This window comes from Nocardiopsis sp. ATB16-24 (assembly GCF_030271535.1).
GTDB lineage: Bacteria > Actinomycetota > Actinomycetes > Streptosporangiales > Streptosporangiaceae > Nocardiopsis.
This window is the reverse complement of record NZ_JASCXJ010000002.1, coordinates 455015-476256: the sequence shown is the minus strand read 5'-3', so window position 1 is coordinate 476256 and position 21242 is coordinate 455015. Positions and strand designations below refer to the sequence as shown.

At 70.2% G+C, this 21242-nt stretch carries 14 protein-coding genes; 8 read left to right on the top strand and 6 right to left on the bottom strand.

Going from position 1 to position 21242, the window contains the following annotated elements:
• Window positions 1-682: 682 nt before the first annotated feature.
• The gene (locus PFX91_RS04200; RefSeq protein ID WP_285729508.1) at window positions 683-1906 is read left to right on the top strand and encodes a tetratricopeptide repeat-containing protein; all 1224 of its coding nucleotides are present in this window, start codon (window positions 683-685) and stop codon (window positions 1904-1906) included.
• A 233-nt stretch (window positions 1907-2139) separates the two neighbouring features.
• On the opposite strand, the gene PFX91_RS04195 is transcribed toward PFX91_RS04200, so the two are convergent.
• Entirely contained in the window at window positions 2140-3162 is a 1023-nt protein-coding gene (locus PFX91_RS04195; protein WP_285729507.1) for a GlxA family transcriptional regulator, read from the bottom strand.
• A gap of 100 nt (window positions 3163-3262) precedes the next feature.
• Between PFX91_RS04195 and PFX91_RS04190 the strand changes: the two genes are divergently transcribed.
• The 3 genes from PFX91_RS04190 (at window position 3263) to PFX91_RS04180 (ending at window position 7297) form a co-directional block, all read left to right on the top strand.
• Window positions 3263-4528, top strand: coding sequence for an MFS transporter (locus PFX91_RS04190; protein ID WP_285729506.1), 1266 nt, complete (start codon window positions 3263-3265; stop codon window positions 4526-4528).
• Window positions 4529-4816: 288 nt separating this feature from the next.
• Entirely contained in the window at window positions 4817-6424 is a 1608-nt protein-coding gene (locus PFX91_RS04185) for a peptide ABC transporter substrate-binding protein (protein WP_285729505.1), read from the top strand.
• Window positions 6425-6484: 60 nt separating this feature from the next.
• The gene (locus PFX91_RS04180; RefSeq protein ID WP_285729504.1) at window positions 6485-7297 is read left to right on the top strand and encodes a dimethylarginine dimethylaminohydrolase family protein; all 813 of its coding nucleotides are present in this window, start codon (window positions 6485-6487) and stop codon (window positions 7295-7297) included.
• Between the two features lie 386 nt (window positions 7298-7683).
• On the opposite strand, the gene PFX91_RS04175 is transcribed toward PFX91_RS04180, so the two are convergent.
• Complete coding sequence (locus tag PFX91_RS04175; RefSeq protein WP_285729503.1) at window positions 7684-8418, bottom strand: DUF4429 domain-containing protein; 735 nt, start codon at window positions 8416-8418, stop codon at window positions 7684-7686.
• A 400-nt stretch (window positions 8419-8818) separates the two neighbouring features.
• On the opposite strand from PFX91_RS04175, the gene PFX91_RS04170 reads away from it, so the two are divergent.
• On the top strand, window positions 8819-9811 hold the full coding sequence (locus PFX91_RS04170) for an LLM class flavin-dependent oxidoreductase (RefSeq protein WP_285729502.1): 993 nt from the start codon (window positions 8819-8821) through the stop codon (window positions 9809-9811).
• An 11-nt stretch (window positions 9812-9822) separates the two neighbouring features.
• Here PFX91_RS04170 and PFX91_RS04165 read toward each other — a convergent pair whose 3' ends face one another.
• Both PFX91_RS04165 and PFX91_RS04160 read right to left on the bottom strand, forming a co-directional pair.
• Window positions 9823-13662, bottom strand: a complete 3840-nt coding sequence (locus PFX91_RS04165; protein WP_285729501.1) for an SDR family NAD(P)-dependent oxidoreductase — start codon at window positions 13660-13662, stop codon at window positions 9823-9825.
• Window positions 13655-14434 carry a thioesterase II family protein gene (locus PFX91_RS04160; RefSeq protein WP_285729499.1) on the bottom strand — a complete coding sequence of 260 codons (780 nt, stop codon included), beginning with the start codon at window positions 14432-14434 and terminating at the stop codon, window positions 13655-13657. The genes PFX91_RS04165 and PFX91_RS04160 overlap by 8 nt, the downstream gene beginning before the upstream one ends.
• 238 nt (window positions 14435-14672) lie before the next feature.
• Here PFX91_RS04160 and PFX91_RS04155 point away from each other — a divergent pair, with 238 nt between their 5' ends.
• Window positions 14673-15956 carry a nucleotide disphospho-sugar-binding domain-containing protein gene (locus PFX91_RS04155; protein WP_285729498.1) on the top strand — a complete coding sequence of 428 codons (1284 nt, stop codon included), beginning with the start codon at window positions 14673-14675 and terminating at the stop codon, window positions 15954-15956.
• Window positions 15957-16002: 46 nt separating this feature from the next.
• Here PFX91_RS04155 and PFX91_RS04150 read toward each other — a convergent pair whose 3' ends face one another.
• Window positions 16003-17007 carry a Gfo/Idh/MocA family protein gene (locus PFX91_RS04150; protein ID WP_285729496.1) on the bottom strand — a complete coding sequence of 335 codons (1005 nt, stop codon included), beginning with the start codon at window positions 17005-17007 and terminating at the stop codon, window positions 16003-16005.
• Window positions 17004-18332: an activator-dependent family glycosyltransferase gene (locus PFX91_RS04145; protein ID WP_285729495.1), complete on the bottom strand. Its 1329-nt coding sequence runs from the start codon at window positions 18330-18332 to the stop codon at window positions 17004-17006. The genes PFX91_RS04150 and PFX91_RS04145 overlap by 4 nt, the downstream gene beginning before the upstream one ends.
• A gap of 488 nt (window positions 18333-18820) precedes the next feature.
• On the opposite strand from PFX91_RS04145, the gene PFX91_RS04140 reads away from it, so the two are divergent.
• Both PFX91_RS04140 and PFX91_RS04135 read left to right on the top strand, forming a co-directional pair.
• Window positions 18821-20089, top strand: a complete 1269-nt coding sequence (locus PFX91_RS04140) for an activator-dependent family glycosyltransferase (RefSeq protein WP_285729565.1) — start codon at window positions 18821-18823, stop codon at window positions 20087-20089.
• A gap of 217 nt (window positions 20090-20306) precedes the next feature.
• Window positions 20307-21242 carry an ABC transporter ATP-binding protein gene (locus tag PFX91_RS04135; RefSeq protein ID WP_285729494.1) on the top strand — a complete coding sequence of 312 codons (936 nt, stop codon included), beginning with the start codon at window positions 20307-20309 and terminating at the stop codon, window positions 21240-21242.

Below are 21242 nucleotides of genomic sequence, written 5' to 3'. Positions count from 1 at the left end.
GGTCCGTCTTCTCGGGCTCATTACGGGGCCGAAGAGAAGAGAAATTCCTCTTCGTGATCGCACCGTGACCTTCCGTCACGGATTTCGGCGCACGACGACGGAATCCGACGCCGGAACGGCCGAGGCCTCCCGGACCCTCGCCTTTCCCTGGCCCTTCGCCCTCTCCCCACCGCGGCGCCGCACCGGATCCACCGTCCATCGCACGTCGCGACGCCCGCCCAGGCAGAGGAGCGACGCACCGCCCCGCCCCAGGGGCGTCCGATCGGGTCCGACCGCAACGGAACGCACTTCCCCAAAGAGGGTTCTCCGTACCAGAACAAACACGCTCCGTTGTTTTCCGTGTCCGTTCTCTCGGGTGATGTGGTTCGTGGCCGATCACGGCCAGGAGCCGTTGTCCTCTTGTCCCGAAGTTGATTGTTTGGTTCGATCACCTCTGTCGTTCAACGCTTACATCGACTGGAATGAACTGCTGTGCGACCAGATGCCTCGTATGGGGCGACTCGCCCCGGATTGTCTGACTCAATCAGGGATGATCAGACGATCATAAGCGAGTCGTTATGGAAGGGATTGCATTGTGGCAAGGCCGGAAAAGCCTATTGACGCCGATGGTGGAGCGGCAGCAATATTCGCCAAGGACCTGCGCAAACTCCGCGCGCAAGCGGGAAATCCCACCTACCGGGAAATGGCGCGCTCGGCGCTGTTCTCCTCGTCCGTTCTGTCGAGCGCGGCCAGCGGTATGCGACTACCGACGCTACAGGTCACCCTCGGTTTCGTCGCCGCGTGCGGCGGTGACCGCGAGGTGTGGCGGCGCCGATGGATGCGGGTCGCCGGTGTGACCGATTCCGACGCGGCGGCCAACGGGCGACACAGGGGTGCGCCCGTCAACACCAAGCGCCCCCTCGCCCACCAGAAGATGCCCTCGCCGGCCCAACTACCGCTACGCCCCTGCGGGTACGTCGACAGACGGAGCGAACTGGACCGCCTCTGTCGCGCGCCCGCGGCGACCCCGGTGGTGATCACCGGCCCGACCTGGGCGTGCGGGAGCGACTTCGCCATGCACTACGCCCATCGCATCGCCGAGGACATGGTCGACGGCCAGCTGTACGCGGACTTCGGTCCGCTGAGCGGCACGGTGTCGGACGCCGAGTACGTCCTCGACGGATTCCTGCGTGCTCTGAGGCTCTCCGCCGATCACCTACCGGGCTCGGTGGACCAGCGCGCCGGCCTGTACCGCTCCATACTCGCCGACAGCAGGCTCCTGGTGCTCCTGGACAACGTCCGCGACGAGCAGCAGATCCGTCCCCTGCTCGCCGAGTCACGGCACAGCGTGACCGTGGTGACCAGCCGCACACCGCTGCTGGGCCTGGGCGACGTCCGCCGCGTCCGTCTGAAGGCCCTGCCACGGGTCGACTCCGTCGCGGCGATCACCTCGGCCCTCCCCGAGCGGGCCGAGGCCGAACCGAGGGAGTGCGACCGACTCGCCGGACTGTGCTGCGACCTGCCCTTGGCCCTGGATATTGCGCTGCGCAGGCTGATCGCTCGACCGGACCTGTCGCTGGGCAGGGCGAACGCGGCACTGGCGGAACCCGGCCGGGCGTTGAACTGGCTGTCCATCGGCGACGTGTCCCTGCGTGAGGCACTGGACTCGGCGTACCGGGAGCTCGGTGAGGCCGCCAGAACCCTTCTCACACGCATCGCGCGGCTCCCCGCCCACCGCGACCTGGGCACGAGCACGCACGAGAAGTACGAACTCGCCGAGGAACTGGTGGAGGCGGGTCTGCTTCGCCACGGCGGCCGGTCGGGAACCTACCGGATGGAACGCCTGGTGCGGGCGTTCACGGTCGCGGCCCAGGAAACACGCGACGAACGTACCGTACCGCCGCCACGGATCGACGTGCCCGTGTAGGAACGACGGCCCCAGAGCCCGAGGACGTGACCGGTGAGGCGACCGTCACCCGGGCACGACGGCTCCGACCACGTCAGCACCTTCCCCCACGACCTCCCGCACGAGGGGCCTTGGACCCGGCCCCTCGGTAAGAGCCCGACGCGTGACGAGACGAGGCCCACGCGTTTGTCGCCCCGGGATCCACCGCCCTGCTCTGCGGTGGAGTGGTACCGGCGACCATCGACGCCGGCGGGTCATCGCCCCGACCCGGTCCGCGAGGCCGGACGGCCCCCCGACACCTCCTTGCCCGCCGACCGGAACGTGGTGCGATAGGCGCTGGGCGGCACGCCCAACATCGCACTCATGTGCTGCCGCAACGCCGCACCCGTCCCGAAACCCGCGTGACGGGCCACCTGGTCGATACTCAGATCGCTGTTCTCCAGCAGATCCCGCGCCCGCTCTATGCGCTGCTGCGTGATCCACTTCCTCGGACTCAGCCCGGTCTCCTCACGGAACCGTCGGGTGAACGTGCGCGTGCTCATCCGGGCGTGCGCGGCCAGCGTGCGCAGGTCCAGCGACTCGTGCAGGTGCTCCAGCATCCACTCGCGGGCCTTGGCGATGGAGGTGTCGGTCATCTTCGGGATCGGGTGCACGATGTACTGGGACTGACCTCCGGGCCGCCACGGCGGCACGACGCATCGGCGAGCCGCCATGTTCGCGATCCCGCTGCCGTGGTCGTCCCGTACCACCTGGAGGCACAGGTCGACGCCCGCGCCGACACCCGCCGAGGTGAGGATGTGTCCCTCGTCGACGAACAGTACGTCCGGATCGAGGTCGACGTCGGGGAACAGCCGGCGGAAATTGTCCGTGTGCGCCCAGTGCGTGGTGGCCCGGCGTCCGTCCAACAGACCGGCCGCGGCCAGGACGAACGCGCCCGTGCAGATCGACATGATCCGCGCGCCGCGGTGCGCCGCCGCCCACAGGGCCTCGCGCACCGACGCGTCGAGCGTGCCCTGGGTCATCACCGGGGCATCGTAGTGCACACCGGCCACCAGGACCGTGTCCACCTCCGCCAATAACTCCAGGCTGTGATCGGGGGTGACGGTGAAACCCGCGTTACTGCGCACGGGCCGACCGTCGGGGGTGCAGGTCCGTACTCGGTAGAGCCGTTTTTCCGTGTCGTGAAAGGCCGCATGGAAAATCTGCGTCGGCATGCCGAGATCGAACGCGACCACCTCGTCCAAAGCGAGCACGGCAACCTGGTGGGGGCGACTCATGGCCCGATTCTTACACAAGATGGCTCTCGTACCACTCCCGGAACCGAAGAGCATCGATCATCCTTACGGGGTGATGAGAAACAGACATTTATTACCGTGGATGATCGCCGGAATCGGTTTCGTCGCGCTCGTCGGTGCGGCGGGTTTCCGGGCCACTCCTGGTGCGCTGGTGCAACCGCTCCAGGACGAGTTCGGATGGTCGACCGGCACCATCGGCTTCGCCATGTCGGTCAACCTCGCCCTCTACGGCGTCACCGCTCCGTTCGCCGCGGCCCTGATGGAACGTTTCGGCGTGCGCAAGGTGACGGCCGGCGCGATGGCGTTGATCGCCCTGGGCAGCGGGCTGACCGTGTTCATGACGGCGGCGTGGCAGCTCGTGCTGCTCTGGGGCGTGTTGGTGGGCCTGGGGGCCGGTTCGATCTCCCTGGGATTCGTGGCCGTCATCAGCACCCGCTGGTTCGTCAAGCACCAGGGGTTGGTCAGTGGTCTCCTCTCGGCCGGCGGAGCGACCGGTTCGCTGGTGTTCCTTCCCCTGGTCGCCTCACTGACCGAATCGGAGGGCGGTTGGAGAACCGCCGCGATCGTGGTGTCCCTGGTGGCGTTCGCGACCGTTCCGATGGTGCTGGTGTTCTTCCGTGAGTATCCGGCCGACTCCGGGATCCCGCCGTTCGGCTCGGACGAGGTCGTGCCCCCGCCGCCCCCCTCCGGCAACGCCGCGCGGCTCGCCATCGACGGACTGAAGAACGCCGCTCGCACCAAGGCGTTCTGGTACCTCGCGGCCGGCTTCGCCATCTGCGGCGCCACGACCAACGGTCTGGTCGCCACCCACTTCATCCCCTCCGCCCACGACCACGGCATGCCGACCGTGGCCGCCGCGGGCCTGTTGGCCCTCATCGGCGTCTTCGACCTCATCGGCACCATCCTGGCCGGCTGGCTCACGGACCGCGTCGACCCCCGGGTCCTGCTGGCCATCTTCTACACCTTGCGCGGTCTGTCCCTGTTGGTCCTGCCGCAGTTGTTCGACGAAAAGATCACCGGCTTCATGATCGTGTTCGTCATCTTCTACGGTCTGGACTTCATCGCCACGGTGCCGCCGACCATCGCTCTGTGCCGGGAGCACTTCGGAGCATCGGCGCCGATCGTCTTCGGTTGGGTCTTCGCCGCTCACCAGGTCGGCGCCGCCATCTCCGCCACCGCGGCCGGCATGATCCGGGACACCTTCCACGACTACGCTCCCGCCTGGTACATGGCCGGCGTCCTCAGCGTCGTCGCGGCCCTTCTCTCCCTCGTCATCAAGAAGGCGGCGGCGAAGAAGGAGCAGGACGCGCGCACGGACGACGTCGTCCCGGAGGAGAAGGCCGGCTGATCCGGCGAAGATCACACCGCCCTCCCCCTCCCAAGCCGATCCATCACACCCGGCCCACCACGTTCGACCTCGGCCGGTGGCGTCTCCAGCCGGCGTCCGCGCCGCTGGAGACGCCGTTTCGGCGTTCGGGCGTTCCCTTCTCGGTGGTTCGTGGCCACCACCGGATTGATTGTTCTTCGACCCCGGGCAATGGAGGCCAACCCGGTGCTCTGCTGGACTCGGGACAGCGCGGGCGTGCGACGAACGCGCGTAGGCGACCCGGTGTCATCGAGGCCCCCTGGAGGAAATGTGCGATCATCCGGTACTGCTCGGACCGAGGCGTCCCCCGACACGGGTGTTGGGGACTCATCCGCCGCCGGTCCGGACGCACGGGACCGCGCGGGCGCGATCATCAGCTACCACGGCACCGAGCCGGAGAACGCGCTGATCCCCGGTCACACGACCGAGTCCGGCGGGGTCAAGGTGATCGCCGCCCTGTTCCGGGGGCTGGTCTCCTACGACCCGATCGACGCCCGGCCGAGGAACGCGGTCGCCGAATCGATCGAGACCACCGACTCCCTGGTGTTCACCATCAGGGTGAAGAGCGGATGGACGTTCCACGACGGCTCACCGGTCACCGCGAGCAGCTTCGTCGACGCCTGGAACCACACCGCGTACGGCCCCAACGGGATGCAGGCGGCCGGTTTCCTGTCGCACATCGAGGGCTTCGGCGAGGTGAACGCCCTTGACTCGACGGTCACGGAGCTTTCCGGCCTGCGGGTGATCGATGACCGCACCTTCGTCGTGACCCTGTCGGAGCCCTTCTCCGAGTTCCCCGTCACGCTCGGGTGCAGCGCCTTCTTCCCTCTGCCGAAGGCGTTCTTCGAGGACCGGGCGGCGTACGAGGCGCACCCCATCGGCAACGGCGCGTTCAGGTTCGTCTCCCGCGAGCGGGAGAGGAACATCCTGCTCGAAAGCTATGACGGGTACGCCGGGGACGACAAGCCCCACATCGGCGGTATCGACTTTCGGATCTACGCCGATCTGGAGGACGCCTACCACGACGTGGTGGCGAACGATCTCGACTACCTCGACGTCACCCCGTTCTGGGCCTTGGAGGACGATCGCTACCTGAGGGACCTGCCCGGCCGCACCCACGACCGGACCTATCTCGGCATCCAGACCATCTCGTTCCCGCTCTACGACTCGCGTTACGCCGACCCGCGGGTGCGGCGGGCGATCTCGATGGCGATCGACCGGGTCGCTCTGATCAAGAAGATCTTCCAAGGCCACCAGGTCCCCGCCGACGGCCTGGTCCCGCCGGCCGTCTCGGGTCGTGCGGAGGACCAGGGCGGCGAGTTGTGCTCCTACTCTCCCGCGCGGGCCAAGGAGCTGTTCGACGCCTCGGGGTTCCAGGGCGACATCGAGCTGACGTCCAACGTCGACTCACCCAACCAGCCCTGGATGGAGGAGGTGTGCGCCTCGATCACCGAGACGCTCGGCGTCCCCTGCCGGTTCGTCCCGATCCCGACGCTCGGTGAGTTCCGCCGCAGGTTGAACGCCCAGGAGGTCACCGCCGTGTTCCGCTCCGGCTGGATCGCGGACTACCCGTCGATCGAGAATTTCCTCAGCCCGATGTTCCGGACCGGGGCCTCGGACAACGTCGGCAGGTACAGCAACCCCGTCGTGGACTCCCTGCTCCGCGCGGCGGACACCGCACCCACCAGGGAGAAGGCCTGGGACCTCTACCGCGAGGCCGAACGGACGATCCTCCAGGACATGCCGACCATCCCGATCTGGTTCCAGAGCACGCTGTCGGCCTGGTCGACGCGGTTGCGCGACGTTCAGCCCAACCCGTTCCGTGAGCTCGACGTGTACAGCGTCACGGTGGTGGATCCGGACGAGAACCCGGCATGAGGACCCCGAGCACCCCTCCCCCCGACCGATCCGATTCCACCAGGTAGGAGAGAACGCCCTGTGAACAGCGCACTCCTCGTGTCCGACGCGGCTCACTTCCGGGTCGACTACGAGATCAACCCGTACATGCACACCGGGGTCCAGCCCGACGGAGCGGCGGCGGCCAAGGAGCACGAGGCGATCGTGGCGGCGCACCTCGCGGCCGGCCGCGAGATCGAGTACCTGCCGTCCGCGCCCGAGTGTCCGGACATGGTCTTCACCGCCAACGCCGCCGTGGTCCGCGGGGACCGGGCCGTCCTGGGCAGCCCGCCGCCCGAGCGCAAGGCCGAGATCCCCTACTTCCAGGAGTGGTTGGGCCAACGGGGCTATCGGGTGGTCGAGGCGCCCTACGCCTTCAGCGGCCAAGGCGACGCGCTGGCGTTCGGCGACCTGTTGCTGACGGGGTACGGCCAGCGCACCGACCGGCGGATGCACGCGGTACTGGAACGGGAGCTCGACTATGAGGTGGTGCCGCTGCGCACGGTGAGCTCACGCTGGTACGACCTCGATCTGGCCGTCGCGGTCATCGATGCTTCGCACACACTCGCCTACTGTCCGCAGGCCTTCGACGAGCCCAGTCGCCGGCGCCTGCGCGGGCTCGGGGTCGACCTGATCGAGGTGTCCGCCGACGAGGCGTCCCGGTTCGCGCTGAACCTGGTGAGCGACGGCACCGTCGTGACGATGGGTCGGGGCGCGCCCCGCTTCGCCGACGCGCTGCGCGACCGTGGCCTGAGCGTGGTCGAACTCGACACGACCGAGCTGGCCAAGGGTGGCGGCGGGGTCCGCTGCACGGCCCTGACCCTGGACAACCCTCCCGCGAGAAGACCGTCGTGACGCCAGGGCCGCCGGCCCTGGGAACCGCACGCCCGGCGCGGGCGCTCGCCTCGGTGCGCCCGCGCGGCGAGAAGGACTCGTCGGAGTGGTGGCCCCCGCCGGGTCGGGCCACCACTCCGACCACGCGGGCTCGGAGGGCCTGCGCGCCCTTCCGTGGCCCGCACCGTCAGAGAGAGGGGACCGGGGGGGGAGGTCTCGGCCCTTCTGTCCGGTCCTGACCCTTTCGGGTGCCTCCGCAAGGCCGGGGCCGGTGACGCGACCGGCCTCGGCCGCCACCGGACGCCAGGGCGCGAGTCCTGCTGGGGAGGACTCTCGGCACCACCGCCGAGGGAGATTGTGGGAGCGTTCCCATCCCTCCTGGCACGCCCGGACGGCGCCGGGTCGGATCATTCCAGTTCGGGCTTCTTGTCCGCCCACACGTGCGCCGTGATGGTGGCCGCCATCATCAGGGCCAGAGCGTCCTCCCTGCCCTCGTTGCTGAGAAGGCAGGAGAGGTCGTGCTTGGGCTTGGTGACCGGGGTCTGGACGGTCTCGGTGGTGGTGACGCGCAGATGTCCGTAGTTCCAGCCGTTCGAGGGAACCCATTCCGCGCCGGTGACGTCGGCCAGGGCGATCTCGCGACGGTGCGCCTTCTTCTTCTGTGCCGCCGCGACGGAGCCGACCCAGACCATGCGCACGGAAGCACCGTCGAAGGTGGCCGTGCCCTCCGCGGTCTGGATGTGGAAGGGCAGCGGCGGTACCAGACGTGTCGCCAGGTTGCGCGGAGCGTCGCCCGCCTGGGCGGCCTGCTCCGCGGCGAAGCGGAGTTGGTCGGCCAGGTATTCGGCGACCAGTTCCGTGCTCGCCGGGCCGATCAACCGAAAGGGCTGTGTCTTCTCCGCCAGCATCGCGCCCGCGGCGGCGTAGGGGTCGGTGCGCTCACGCATACGCAGCTGGAGTGCCCAGCGCTTGCGTTTGCCGTCGAACAGGTCGAAGTCGACGGAGGAGATCGCGGCGACGGGAACCTCACACCGACCCAGTTCCTTCAACATGGGGTCCTTGAACAACCCGGTGTGGTACCTGATCACCACGGTCTCGCCGTCGAAACGCCATGTGGCCCGATCTCCTCGCAACTCGTCCATCCTCGAATCTTAGAGAGAAGAGACGCACCGCCGTCGAACACGGGCCATCGGGCCACAGGCCGCGAGTACGGCGCTCTCGCGCGAAGGGCGAACGTTCCGGGGCGGCTCGGAACGCCCCACCGGCTCTCACCTCCCCCTCCGCGCGAACGCGGTGGGGACGGCGCGGAGGCGGACGCTCTCGCGCGCGGTCACGCAGTGCGAGGAGACGAGAGCGAAAGCGCTCTGGGAGGGGGACCGCGAAAGCGGTAACGTGCTCGCTTCCACCCCTGAAACCGGCACCGTGCTCGCGGACACCGGTCCCACATGTACGGTGGCGTGCGCGTTCCTCCCGGCTCGGCCACCCGCGATGGGGCCGTTCCACGGGTGGCGGGCCACCACGTCGAGGAACGAGAACACTCCCTTGTCCATCCCCCTCTCCGTACTGGATCCCCTCCCCGTGCTCGACGGGATGACCCACGGCGACGCCGTCGAAGCGGGTATCGCACTGGCACGCCGGGCCGACGCGCTCGGCTACCGCAGAATCTGGTACACCGAGCACCACAACCAGGAGGGCTACGCCGCGTCGGCGACCAGCGTCCTCATCGCCCACGTCGCCGCCCGGACCCGGCGCATCCGTGTGGGGGCCGGTGGCGTCATGCTGCCCAACCACTCCCCTCTCGTGGTCGCCGAGCACTTCGGCACACTGGCGACACTGCATCCCGACCGCATCGACCTAGGGATGGGCCGGGGTGTGGGCGGCACCTCCTCCCCCACCCTGCGCGCGCTGCGCCGGGACTCCTCGGCGGCCGATGCCTACCCAGAGCACGTGCGGGAGCTGCGGGCGTACCTCTGGGAGGGCACGGACGCCTCGGAGGTGCGGGCCATCCCCGGAACGGGCACCCGCGTTCCGCTGTACGTGCTGGGCTCGTCGGTCTCGGGGGCCCGGCTCGCCGCCTCCCTGGGCCTTCCCTACTGTTTCGCCTCCCACTTCGCGCCCGCCGCGCTGGAGGAGGCCGTCGACGTCTACCGCACCGAGTTCCGCGCCTCCCCCCAGAACGCCGAGCCCTATGTCATCGCCGGGGTCAACGTCACCGCCGCGAGGACCACGGAGGAGGCCCGGGAGCAGGCACGGCTCACACAGCACCTCCTCGCCGAGCGCCTGGTGCCCGAACGCGCTCCCCTGAGCGCGGAACAGGCGCAGGCCGTGCTGGATTCGCCCACAGGCCGGGAGGTGCTGCGTCGCTACCGCTACTCGGCGGTGGGTGACCCCGGGGAAGTCGCCCGTTACCTGGACTGGTTCGGCCGCCACGCCCGTGCCGACGAACTCATCATCGAGTTCCAGACGAGGACCGCGGAGGCCAGGGCGATCTCCTTGGAGGCGGTGGCCGAGGAGGCCCTCCCGGCCGGAGCCTGAGCTCCGGCCGGTCAGAGGTGCGACGCCGCGCCGAGCGCCGCCGCGAGTCCACGGACCGTCGGGTGCTCGTACAGCAGCCGTACCGGCACCTCTCGGCCCCATCGCTCGCTCAGGGCGCCCGTCACCTGGATCGCGCGGATGGAGTCTCCGCCGAGTCCGAAGAAGGAGTCGTCCCGACCCACCGCGCCCGTCTCCAGCAGCGTGCCGAAGACGGCCGCCACCATCGACTCGGCCTCCCCTCTCGGGGCGGAGAACCCGGAGGAACGTCCGGCGCGAGCGGCGAGGATCTCGGCGTGGTCGACCGCCCCCGTCGCGTCCCGGACGATCCGGGGCACGAGCGTGACCTGCGCGAGCGCCCCCGAGGAGGCCAGCGCCTCCGCCACCCGGCGCCGTACCGTCTCCGGTGAGGCCGACTCCTCGGGGACGACGGCGACCAGGGTGCTGCCGTCGGCGAACTCCTCGGGGGCCAGGTGCGCCTTGACGTGGGCGTTCTCCGGGTCCGCGCCGATCAGCACGTGCCGTTGCGGCTGGTTCAGCGCGGCCAGGAACGCCTCCAGCCCGTGCGACGGCTCGATCAGACGGAAACCGCGCCGCTGGGCCGCGGCGGTCAGGGGGCTGCCCTCGTTCATCCCTGCGCCCGACCACATGCTCCAGCCGAGGCAGCGCACCTCGTGGCCGCGTGCGGACCAGCGATGCGCGTATCCGTCCAGTGCGGCGTTGGCCGCGGAGTAGGCGCCGAAAGAGCTTCCACCGAAGTACCCGTTGACGGAGGAGAACAGCACGGCGGCGGTGCCGGGCCGCTGTTCCAGCAGCTTCTCGATCGCGGCTCCCCCGGCGAGCTTCGGTCCCAACTGCTCTCGCAGCCACGGCAGGCTCTCACTGGCCAGTTCGTGCCGCGACAGTCGGGACCACTGCTCCGCGACCGGTGCGGCCGCCAGGTGCACCACCAGGTCGAGCGGACGTCCCCACTCCGCCTCGGCGGCCACGACCGCGTCGGCCAGGGCCTTCGGGTCGGACACGTCCGCGGTGGCGTACCGCGTGTCGCCGAGTTCACGGAGTTCGGCCAGGACGGCTCCGCGGGCGCCGAGTCGGTCTTCCGGTGTGCGTCCCACGATCAGCAGTCGGGCGCCCATGCTCACCAGCAGGTACTCGGCGAGTTCGCGTCCTATTCCGCCGAGCCCTCCGGTGAGGAGGACGGTGCCGCCCGGTTCCAGGAACTCCTTGGGGACGCCCAACCGTGTGCTCTGCGGCAGGAGCCGCAGATGTGCCGCCAGCGGCTCGCCGCCCCGCACGCACAGGATCTCCGCCTCGTGGCGGGCCGCCACGAACCTCGCCGCCTCCTGGGGGGCGGTGTCGGCGGGGAGGTCGACGAGTCGGACGGCGGAGAACATGTTCTCCGCGGCGGCGGTGCGCACCAGACCCGTCAGCGCCGCGCGGGACGGCTCCACCTCCTCCGGGCCCACTGAGGCCGCTCCACTGGCCACGACGGTGACCTCGGCCTCGGGAAGCCTTCGTGCCAGCGCGGCCAGGGCCGTCATCAGACGCCCCGCCGGTTCGAGCGGATCCGTGTCGGGGCGGGGCCTTCCGAAGTCCCAGGCGAGGACGACGCGCGGAGAGGTTCCCAGACGCGGGGCCAGGTGCTCCAGCGCCTTGTCATGGTCGGAGGCCGACAGCGGCCGGACCCCGACCCGATCGAGGCCGTCGGTTCGGAAGGACTCCGCCTCGGTGACGATGCTGACGTCGGCGTCGCCGAAGGCCCATGCCGGCGCCCGATCCGTCGAGCCGGGGTCGGGTGCGTACAGGAGGGTCGGCCGGTCGTCGGGCTTTCGGGGGGCGCGAACCGGTGTCCACACCGGTTCCAGGTGCCAGTCGCCCTCCGCCGGGGAGCCGTCGGGCACGCCGCCGTACAGACGCCCGGCGAAACGGCCCTTGCTCAGATCCTCTAGCAGACGCTTGCGCTGGATCTTGCCTCCGGCGGCGCGAGGGAACTCCGCCTCGGTCACCGGCACCACGTACGTGGGGTTCAGCCCCAGGTCCTGGGCGAGGGACTCGCGGACGGCCGTGACCACGGTGTCCAGTTCCCCCGCCGCCTCGTCCGCGGGTACGAAGAACACCACCACCGTGTCGGTGCCGGCGTCCTCGTCGTGGACACCGCAAGCCGCGGCGAGGGCGGGGCGTACGCCCGGTGCCCGTTCCACGGCGGCCTCCACGTCGTGCGCCGGGTAGTTGGCCCCGTTGACGATCACCATGTCCTTGGTCCGGCCGGTCAGGACCAGACGCCCCTCGTGGAGGAACCCGAGGTCGCCGGTGTCGAACCAGCCGTCGGGGAGCATGCTCTCGCGGTTGGCCTCCGGGTTGCCGAAGTACCCCGGCATGAGGGTGCTTCCGGAGATCTGTAGGCGTCCCACACGTCCTTCGGGCAGGATCTCCCCTTCGGCGTCGACCACGCGCAACCGCACCCCGGCTATGGGCGGGCCGAGGTCCGTCAGCGTCAGGGCGCCCGCGGTTCCGTGGGGAAGGGTGTGCAGGGGACCGTCCAGCGACCGCGGGTCGAGCGTGACCGTTCCCACCGAGTGGTCGCGTCCGTCCAGTCGGGAGAAGGTGACACCGGACGAGGTCTCCGACATGCCCCAGCTCGGCACCATCGCGTCGGCGGGGAGTCCGTGCGGCTCCAGCAGTTCGAGGAACCGGTGCGCGGTCGCCACCGTCACGGGTTCCCCTCCGTTGCAGATGTGGCGCAGGCTGGACAGGTCCCACCGCCCTTCGCCGATCTCCGCACCGAGCTTGGTGACGAGGGCGAAGGCGAAGTTCGGTGCCCAGGTATTGGTGACGCCGAACCGGTCGATCCAGTCCAGCCAGTTCAGCGGGCGTCGGACGAAGGACTCGGTGGGCGCGCTGACCTGCTCGCACCCCAGCACGACATCGCGCAGGTGGTACATGACCAGTCCCCCGACATGGTCCAGGGGCATCCAGTTCAGCGACACCTCGTGTTCGGTGAAACCGTTGGCGAGCACGGTCGCGTAGGAGCGGGCGAGGAGCGTGCGGCTCGGGTGCCGCACGCACTTGGGGACGCCGGTGCTCCCCGAGGTCAGCAGGTTCAACACCGGCCGGTCGGGGTGGACGGCCGCGGGTTCGGCCGGGTCCTGCCGTGTCAGACCGCGCACGGAGAAGACGCGGAGGTCCTCTCCTTCCTCCCAGTCGGCCCCCAGGGAGCGGACGCGGTCCAGTGCCTCGTCGTCGGCGAGCACCGGAGGCCGGCCCAGCAGGCGCCACGCGGCGTACAATCTGCCGCTCGCCGCCGACGAACGCGTGCTCGGCGCCACTCCCACCGGTGTCGGCAGGAACCCGCCGAGCAGACACGCCCAGAACGCGGTGAGGAACGTCCGGTTGTCGCCGCACTGGAGGAGTACCGGGTCCCCTTCGACCAGTCCGATGTCGCGCAGCCCCGCGAGGAGGCGGAGCCCGTCGTCGAGGAGTTCGGGGTAGGTCTGACGATCGGTGCTCCCGTCCGGGAGCACGTAGGTGATCCCCCGTTCGGGTGCCTCGGCCGTGGCTCGGAGCAGTGCCTCGATCAGTGTGGAGGACCTCTCCGGAAGATCGTCGGGCGAGCGGTGCTCGGGGCCGATGCTCAGCGCCTTTCCCCGGGTCGGTAGCGGCGTGCCCCGGCCGAGCGGGGAGGAGGGCTCCGAGCGGCGTGCGCGCCGTCCGGCGGGGCGCAGTCTGCGGTCGACGAGCGCGACCGCCTCCCGGACACCGGGAACCTCGTTGGCCAGCCGCTCGACGGCCGCCGGGTCCTGCGCGGCTCCCGCCGTGTGGTCGTCGTGGGACATGTGCCCTTCACTCTCAGTCAACCGACAGCACCTCCGTGAGGGCGCGGGCGCTGTCCTCGGCGTTGTCGATGATGAAGAGGTGCCCCCCGTCCACCTCACGGTCCGCGAACTCCGCGGTGGTGTAGGAGCGCCACGACTCCACCTGGGCCCGTTCCAGCAGCGTGTCCCCGCTCCCCCGGAGCGTGGTCACCGGGTACGGCAGGGCCGTCCGGGTCCGCGGTGCGTAACGCTCCCACATGGTGAAGTCCGCGCGGATCCTCGGCAGCAGGAAGGTCAGCAGGGCCGTGTTGCTCAGCACTTCGCCGGGAAGGCCGCCCCGCTTCCGCAGTACGTCGACGAACTCGTCGTCGGACAGTTCGTGCAGGGGCGGCTCGGCGGAGGCCACGTGCGGCGCCGCCTGGGCCCCGGCGACCAGGTGCAGGGGACGCAGACCGAAACGGTCCTCCATCTCACAGGCCACCTCGTACGCCAGGAGCGCACCGGCGCAGTGGCCGTAGAACGCGAACGGCGTCGTGCAGTACGGGCGCAGCGCCACCGCGCACGCTCGCACGAGGAAGCGCGGATCCTGTGGCAGCTCCTCCCAGTACCTTTCCTCTCTTCCGGGTAGCTGGACGGCGACGACCTCGACGGACTCGGGCAGTGCCCTCGTCAGCGCGTTGAACGCCGAGGCTCCTCCGCCTCCGTAGGGCAGGCAGATCAGGCGCAGCGCGGCCGATTCGCGTACCGCGCGGCGGATCCACAGTGATTCGGTGGTCAGGACATCGTCGCCGGACCGTGTATCCGTCGGCGTCATCTTCGTCACCTCCGGGGAAGGGCCCGTTGTGTCGGCGGCAGCCTGCCACGCGCTCGGGACGGCTGTAAACAACGGGCCGCGCACACCATCGATACGCAGGCCGGACATGGGAGGGGCCGTGGACGCCTCCGGTCCCGATGTCCCGCCGGGCGTGACACGCGGGACCCCGCCACTAGACTGCGCCCGCCTCCACAGCCGGGGGTCGCCCCGCCCGCCGACGGCCGAGAACGGGAACGACATGCGCGTGCTCTTCGCGACCTTTCCTCTCCAGTCCCACCTGCTGTTCATGGTGCCGCTGGCGTGGGCTCTGCGCTCCGCCGGTCACACCGTGTGCGTGACCGGCCATCCGGAGACGGCTCCCTTCGCCGCCCGGGCCGGCCTCCCCTTCGTTTCCGTCGGCGAGCCCTACAAGGCGTGGGAGCTGATGAGGCGGAAGGAGGAGTCGGGCACGGCCGGGTCCGACCGGTTCGTCGTCAGACGGGAGCACGTCTCCGGCGGGCACACGTGGGAGCAGGCCAAGGAGGCGCAGGAAGGCCAGGTGAAGCTCGGCGACCTGATCCACGGTCCGACCATCACCGACCTCACCGCCTTCTGCCGGCGTTGGAGGCCCGATCTCGTGATCTGGGATCCGATGTTCCCCGCCGCGCCCATCGCGGCCGAGGTCTGCGGAGCGGCCCATGCCCGGTTCCTTCCCGGGCAGGACTACTCCGGGTGGCTGCGTGAGGAGTTCCTCCGGCTCGACCGCGCGCGCCCCTCGGAGGAACGCGAGGATCCCGTGGCCCGGTGGACGGGAGCCTGGTCCTCCCGGTACGGGGTGGAGTTCTCGGAGACCATGCTGCGTGGGCACTTCACCATCGACATGCTGCCCGGGTGGGCCCGCCTGGACGCGGGTCCGGCGCCCTTGGAGATGCGCTACCTCCCCTACGACGGACGGGCCGTGGTCCCGGACTGGCTCCGCGAGGAGCCCCGTGTCCCCCGGGTCTGTCTCACCCTCGGCATCACCGCGCCTCGTCATCCCATTTTTCCCACGGCCTCTCCCGAGGACCTCCAGCAGATCCTGGACGCGCTGGCGGATCTGCCCGTCGAGGTGGTGGCCGCGGTGAGGGGACGGCGGCGGGAGACGCTCGACCTGCCGGGCAACGTCAGGCTCGTGGACTTCGCCCCTTTGCACGCACTGCTGCCCTCCTGTGCGGCGGTGATCCATCCGGGCGGCTACAACACCTTCAGCGGCGCCCTGTACCACGGCGTCCCCCAGCTGGTGCTGACCCCCTGGTCGATCTTCGACTCGCTGTTGCGCGCCGAACGACTCGCCGAACAGGGGGCGGGGCTCCTCAGTGGTGGTGCGCCCGTGGCCGAGAACGTGCGCCTGAACCTGCTGCGGTTGTTGGAGGAGCCCCGGTTCCGCGCGGAGGCCCGACGTCTCGCCGAGCAGGCGCGCGCCCGGCCCAGCCCTCTCCAGCTCCTCCCCACGATCGAGGACCTCGCGATGCGCCATCGTGTTCCGGCCGCGCGTCGGGGCTGAACTTCGCGGGTCCGCCGTACACGGACCCGCCCTGACGGGTACGGGACTACCGGCCCGCCCCTTCTTCGGCCACCCGTCGGACCTCGTCCACGAGCCCGGCCAGTTCCAGGACGGAGGCGGGGGCTCCGACGTCCTCTCCCGAGGCGATCGCCGACGCGAAGGCACCGAGCGCGTTGCCGAACTGGTGGTCGGCCTCCAGAACGACGTCTTCTGCCCCCTCGGCCTTCTGTACGCGTACCACCGGCCGCAGCGACTCGGGCGGGGTGAAGGCGCGGTCCACCGACAGCGTGCCCCGCGTTCCCCAGAGCGTGTAGGAGTTGCGGTACTGCACGCCGATGCCGAACGAGAGTTGGGCGGCGGCACCGTGGGGGTCGGCCAGCAGGACCGCACCGCCGATGTCCACGCCGGTGGCGGGGTGGTGGTGCAGGACCGCGCCTCGGACCTCCAGTTGCGCGCCGAGGAAGTACTGGGCGATACGCAGGGGGTAGACCCCGACGTCCAGCAGAGCACTCCCTCCCAGGTCGGGGTCGTAGCGGATGTCGTCGTCCGGCCTCTGCGGCACCCCGAACTCGCTGCTGAAGCAGCGGGGTCGGCCGATCGTCCCGGAGTCGAGCAGTTCCCGCACACGGCGTTGCTGGGAGTGGTGCGGGAAGGCGAAGTTCTCCCTGAGCACCCGTCGGTGGCGGAGCGCGAGTTCGGACAGTTCGAGGGCTCCGGCGTGGTCGGTCGTCAGCGGCTTCTCCGAGAGCACGTGCAGTCCTCGGGTCAGGGCACGGGTCACCCACTCCCGGCGCAGGGCGACAGGCAAGGGCACGTAGACCGCGTCGAGGTCGTCCCTCTCCAGGAGCCGCTCGTAACCGGTCACGGCCTCACAGCCGAAACGCTCGGCGAACCTCTCCGCCTTCGCCTGCGCGCGGCTGGCGACCGCCACCAGCTCAAGGGCCGGATTGTCGACGGCCGCGGGGAGCGTACGCCGCCAGGCGATGTCCGCACACCCCAGGACACCGAGCCGCACCGGAGCCTTCCCGTCCCCTGACATGGTCGCGTTCACCGTTCTCCCCTCCTGGCGGCTCCGACCGTTCCCGAGACGGTCGTCCGCGGCGCGGAGCCACGCTCCGCGGCCAACCGTTCCAACTCGGCGACGAGGGAGCACGGTGGCGGCTGCGACCGGATCTCCTCCCCCATCCGCCGGGCGCGGCGTCGCAGTTCCGTGTCCTCCAGCAGGCGTCGGGTCTGCTCGGCCAGCCGTTCGGCGGTCGCCTCATCGGCCGGCACGTTCAACGCCACACCCTGCGCGCTCAGCCTGCGCGCGAGCATCGGATTGTCGAACCAACTGGCCACGAGGAGCTGGGGCAGGCCCGCCTCCAACCCGGTGAGGACCGTTCCCCAGCCTCCGTGGTTGATGGTGGCGGTGCTGGCCGCGGCCAACGCGTGCAACGGCACGTAATCCACCAACCGCACGTTGGGCGGCGGGCTCTCCAACCCCCGCCGACGATCGGCCGGCACCGTGGCCACCACCTCGGCGTCCACATCGGCCAACGCCTCCACCACCGCCCCCACCGACAACGTGTACCCCCCGAACCGGTCCGTGGCGCTGGTACCCAACGTCAAGCACACCCGGGGTCGCTCCAGGGGTTCGCGCAACCACGCGGGCACCACCGCCCGCCCGTTGTAGGGCACGAACCGCATCCCCAGATAACGCACCGGCACACGCGCCGACACCGGTATCCGCAGAGCGGGCGGCACCTGGTCCAAGGTGGCCTGACCACAGACCAGTTCCTCGTCGAAGTCCACCCCGTACCGCCCGGCCAACCCCGTCAGCCACTCCTCCAACGGGTCCTCCCGGGAGGCGGCGGGTTGCTCCCGCATCCGCTCCAGGAACAACCCCCGCATCCGTGCGAAGATGTCGGCTCCCCAGATGAAGCGGACGTGGGCCGCACCGCAGGCCCGTGCCGCCACCGCGCCCGCGAAACTCACCGAGCCCCAGATGACGAGGTCGGGTTTCCAGGTGCGGCACAGGTCCACCAGCTCGTCGGCCATCGGGTCGTTGACCATCCGCCACCAGTAGGGAACGACCTGGCGGTAGCCCTCCAGGAGGTACTCCCAGGAGACCTCGTGCTCGGGGGCGTCGGCCTTGCCGAAGGGCGGGGTCTCCCGCTCCAGCACCCCGAGCAGGGAGTAGGCGCGCATCATCCGCCAGTACCCGTGGTCGCGTCCCACGGGGGCGAAGGGCAGCCCGGCCCCGGTCACCGCCGTGGCCAGCTCCGGTTGGCTGGCCACCAGCACCTCATGACCCGCCGACCGCAACGCCCACGCCAACGGGACCATGCCCAGGAAGTGCGGCTTCTCCGCCGCCGTGGCCACCAGTACGCGCACGCGTTCCCTCCTTCGTTCCCACGCACGCGGACCACCGTGTTCCACCGACGACCCCGGTTCGCGGGCCCGCCGAACGATAGTCCCGCCCCGGGCGGCGGACAACCGCTCTCCGGAGACGTACGCGAGTCGCCACGGCTTCCCCCGCCGTCCCCGCGCAGGAGGGGCGCCCCCTCTCGGTGCCGGCGAGGAACCCTCCGTCGAGGTACCCGTACGCACAACCCCCGACGGGACCGATGGCGGCACACGAACACAGCACCACGGCCCCGACCTCCGGACACCGGGGCAAGCCCGCCGACACGACCGGCACGACACCCTCGCAAAGACCGAGCACCGACCCGCCGCCCGGACCAGGCCCCCTACGCACACTCCCTGACGGGACCGATGGCGGCACACGAACACAGCACTATGGTTCTCCCGGCCTTCGGGCACCGGGTCGAGCCCGCCGAAACGACCACGGGAAGGGCCCCGGAACGGAGAGGGGAGGGATGGTGCGCGTACTCCTCGCGACCATCGCAGAACGGACAAATCTACTCAATATGGTCCCGTTGGCGTGGGCGTTGCGGTCGGCGGGTCATGAGGTGCTGGTGGCCAGCCAACCGGAGCTGGCCACGGCGGTGACCGGGGCCGGGCTGCCCTTCGCCCCCGTGGGACGCGACCACGGGTACTGGCGGATGATGCGCGCCTACTCCCTGCTCGGGGTGCTGGAGCGGGAGACCCCGCCCTTCGGCAAGGCCGACGCCCCCGAGCACGAGGTCTCCTGGGAGTACCTCCTGGAGGGCTACCGCCAGGTCGTTCCCTACTGGTGGCGGATGGTCAACGACCCGATGGCCGACGAGCTGGTGGACCTGTGCCGCACCTGGAAACCCGACCTGGTGGTGTGGGACCCCCTCACCTTCGCCGGCGCGGTGGCGGCACGGGCCTGCGGTGCGGCCCACGTCCGCTTCATCTGGGGGGTGGACACCCTGTCCCGGACGCGGGGGTTGTTCCTGGAGCGGATGCGGGAGCAACCCGCCGCCTCCCGGGAGGACCCGTTGGAGGAGTGGCTGACGGGGTTGGCCGGGCGGTACGGGGTGGACTTCGACGAGGAACTGGTCTGTGGTCAGGCCACCTTGGACCAGGTGCCGCCCGGCCTGCGGATACCGGTGTCGGCGCGTGTGCCGGTGCGTTATCTGGGGATGCGGTTCGTGCCCTACAACGGGCGGGCGGTGGTGCCCGCGTGGTTGCGCGAACCCCTGGAGCGACCCCGGGTGTGCTTGACGTTGGGTACCAGCGCCACGGACCGGTTCGGGGGGTACACGTTGTCGGTGGGGGCGGTGGTGGAGGCGTTGGCCGATGTGGACGCCGAGGTGGTGGCCACGGTGCCGGCCGATCGTCGGCGGGGGTTGGAGAGCCCGCCGCCCAACGTGCGGTTGGTGGATTACGTGCCGTTGCACGCGTTGGCCGCGGCCAGCACCGCCACCATCAACCACGGAGGAACAGGAACCGTGTGGACGGGAATGGTGCACGGGCTCCCCCAGATCATCGTCCCCCGTCCCACCTTCGACGAGCCCCTGCTCGGCCGTCTGGTCCAAAGGCACGGCGCCGGGCTGGTGTCGGCTCCCGAGCCCGAGGAGGTCCGCCGGGCCGTGCTGCGCGTCCTGACGGATCCGGGGCCGGCCTCTCACGCGGCGAGGCTGCGCGAGGCCATGCTGGCCCAGCCCTCCCCGGCGGACGCGGTGGCCCGACTGGAAGGGCTCGCCACCGCCCGCGCCCTGTAACGGATCCGGTCCGCCCCGTCACGGAGGAAGCGAAGTCCCATACCTGGCGTGTCTCCACACCAGCACCGCTTTGTGGTTCACTGCGCTTCGATCACAGCCGCTGGGTGTTCCAGGGCACGACTCGACCACGCACCCGTGACCGGGGACGGGCCAACAGGGGCGTGTCGGCTGAGAGCTCCCCGGACTCCGCACACGAAGGAAGGGTGAGACCGTCACCGTGACATTCCTGGAAGTCGAGAAGGTCTCCAAGAGCTACGGCTCGAACAAAGCCGTCGAAGAGGTCAGCTTCTCCATCGCCGAGGGTGAGACCTACGGCCTCTTGGGGCCCAACGGTGCGGGCAAGAGCACGACGATCTCGATGATCGTGGGGGTTCTCCGGCCCGACTCCGGTTCCATCCGTATCGGCGGACGCCCCCACGGCGTCGGCAACAACGCGACCAAGGCACAGATCGGCTTCGTCCCCCAGGAGCTGGCCCTCTACCCCGACCTGAGCGCCTGGGACAACCTGATGTTCTTCGCCCGCCTCTACGGAGTGTCCGGCGCGGAGGCCCGCCGCCGGTGCGGTGAGGTCCTGGAGCTGATCGACCTGGCCGACCGCGCGCGGGAGAACGTCTCCGCGTTCTCCGGCGGGATGGCCCGGCGCCTCAACATCGGCGTCGGCCTGCTCAACCGCCCCCGCCTGCTCATCCTCGACGAGCCCGCCGTGGGCGTCGACGCCCAGAGCCGCAACGCCATCCTGGAGAGCATCCAACGGCAGGCCGCGGAGGGCGTGGCGGTCCTCTACACGACCCACTACATGGAAGAGGCGGAACGGCTGTGCGACCGGGTGGGCATCATCGACCTCGGCCGTATCCGCGCCGAGGGCACCCAGCGGGAACTGGTCTCGCAGGTCGGTGAGGACGACACCATCGTCCTGTCCCTGTCCGGCGGCACGGAGAGGGCCGTCCTCGCTCTGAAGAAGATCCCGCAGGTCCGCGAGGTCAGCACGGAGGGGTCCGAGGTGCGCCTGCTGGTCAGGGACGCCCGGTCGACGGTCCCCCTGGTCCTGGAGACCGTCGCCGACAGCGAGACGGTGCTGCGTTCCGTGGAGGTACGGGAGCCGGACCTGGAGACGGTCTTCCTGCACCTCACCGGCAAGGCTCTGCGGAACTAG

What these genes read in the sequence shown, in the direction of transcription:
- PFX91_RS04200 (WP_285729508.1), top strand. Translation starts at nt 683, where the DNA reads ATGGCGCGCTCGGCGCTGTTCTCCTCGTCCGTTCTGTCGAGCGCGGCC.
- PFX91_RS04195 (WP_285729507.1), bottom strand. Translation starts at nt 3,162, where the DNA reads ATGAGTCGCCCCCACCAGGTTGCCGTGCTCGCTTTGGACGAGGTGGTC.
- PFX91_RS04190 (WP_285729506.1), top strand. Translation starts at nt 3,263, where the DNA reads ATGATCGCCGGAATCGGTTTCGTCGCGCTCGTCGGTGCGGCGGGTTTC.
- PFX91_RS04175 (WP_285729503.1), bottom strand. Translation starts at nt 8,418, where the DNA reads ATGGACGAGTTGCGAGGAGATCGGGCCACATGGCGTTTCGACGGCGAG.
- PFX91_RS04160 (WP_285729499.1), bottom strand. Translation starts at nt 14,434, where the DNA reads ATGACGCCGACGGATACACGGTCCGGCGACGATGTCCTGACCACCGAA.
- PFX91_RS04155 (WP_285729498.1), top strand. Translation starts at nt 14,673, where the DNA reads ATGCGCGTGCTCTTCGCGACCTTTCCTCTCCAGTCCCACCTGCTGTTC.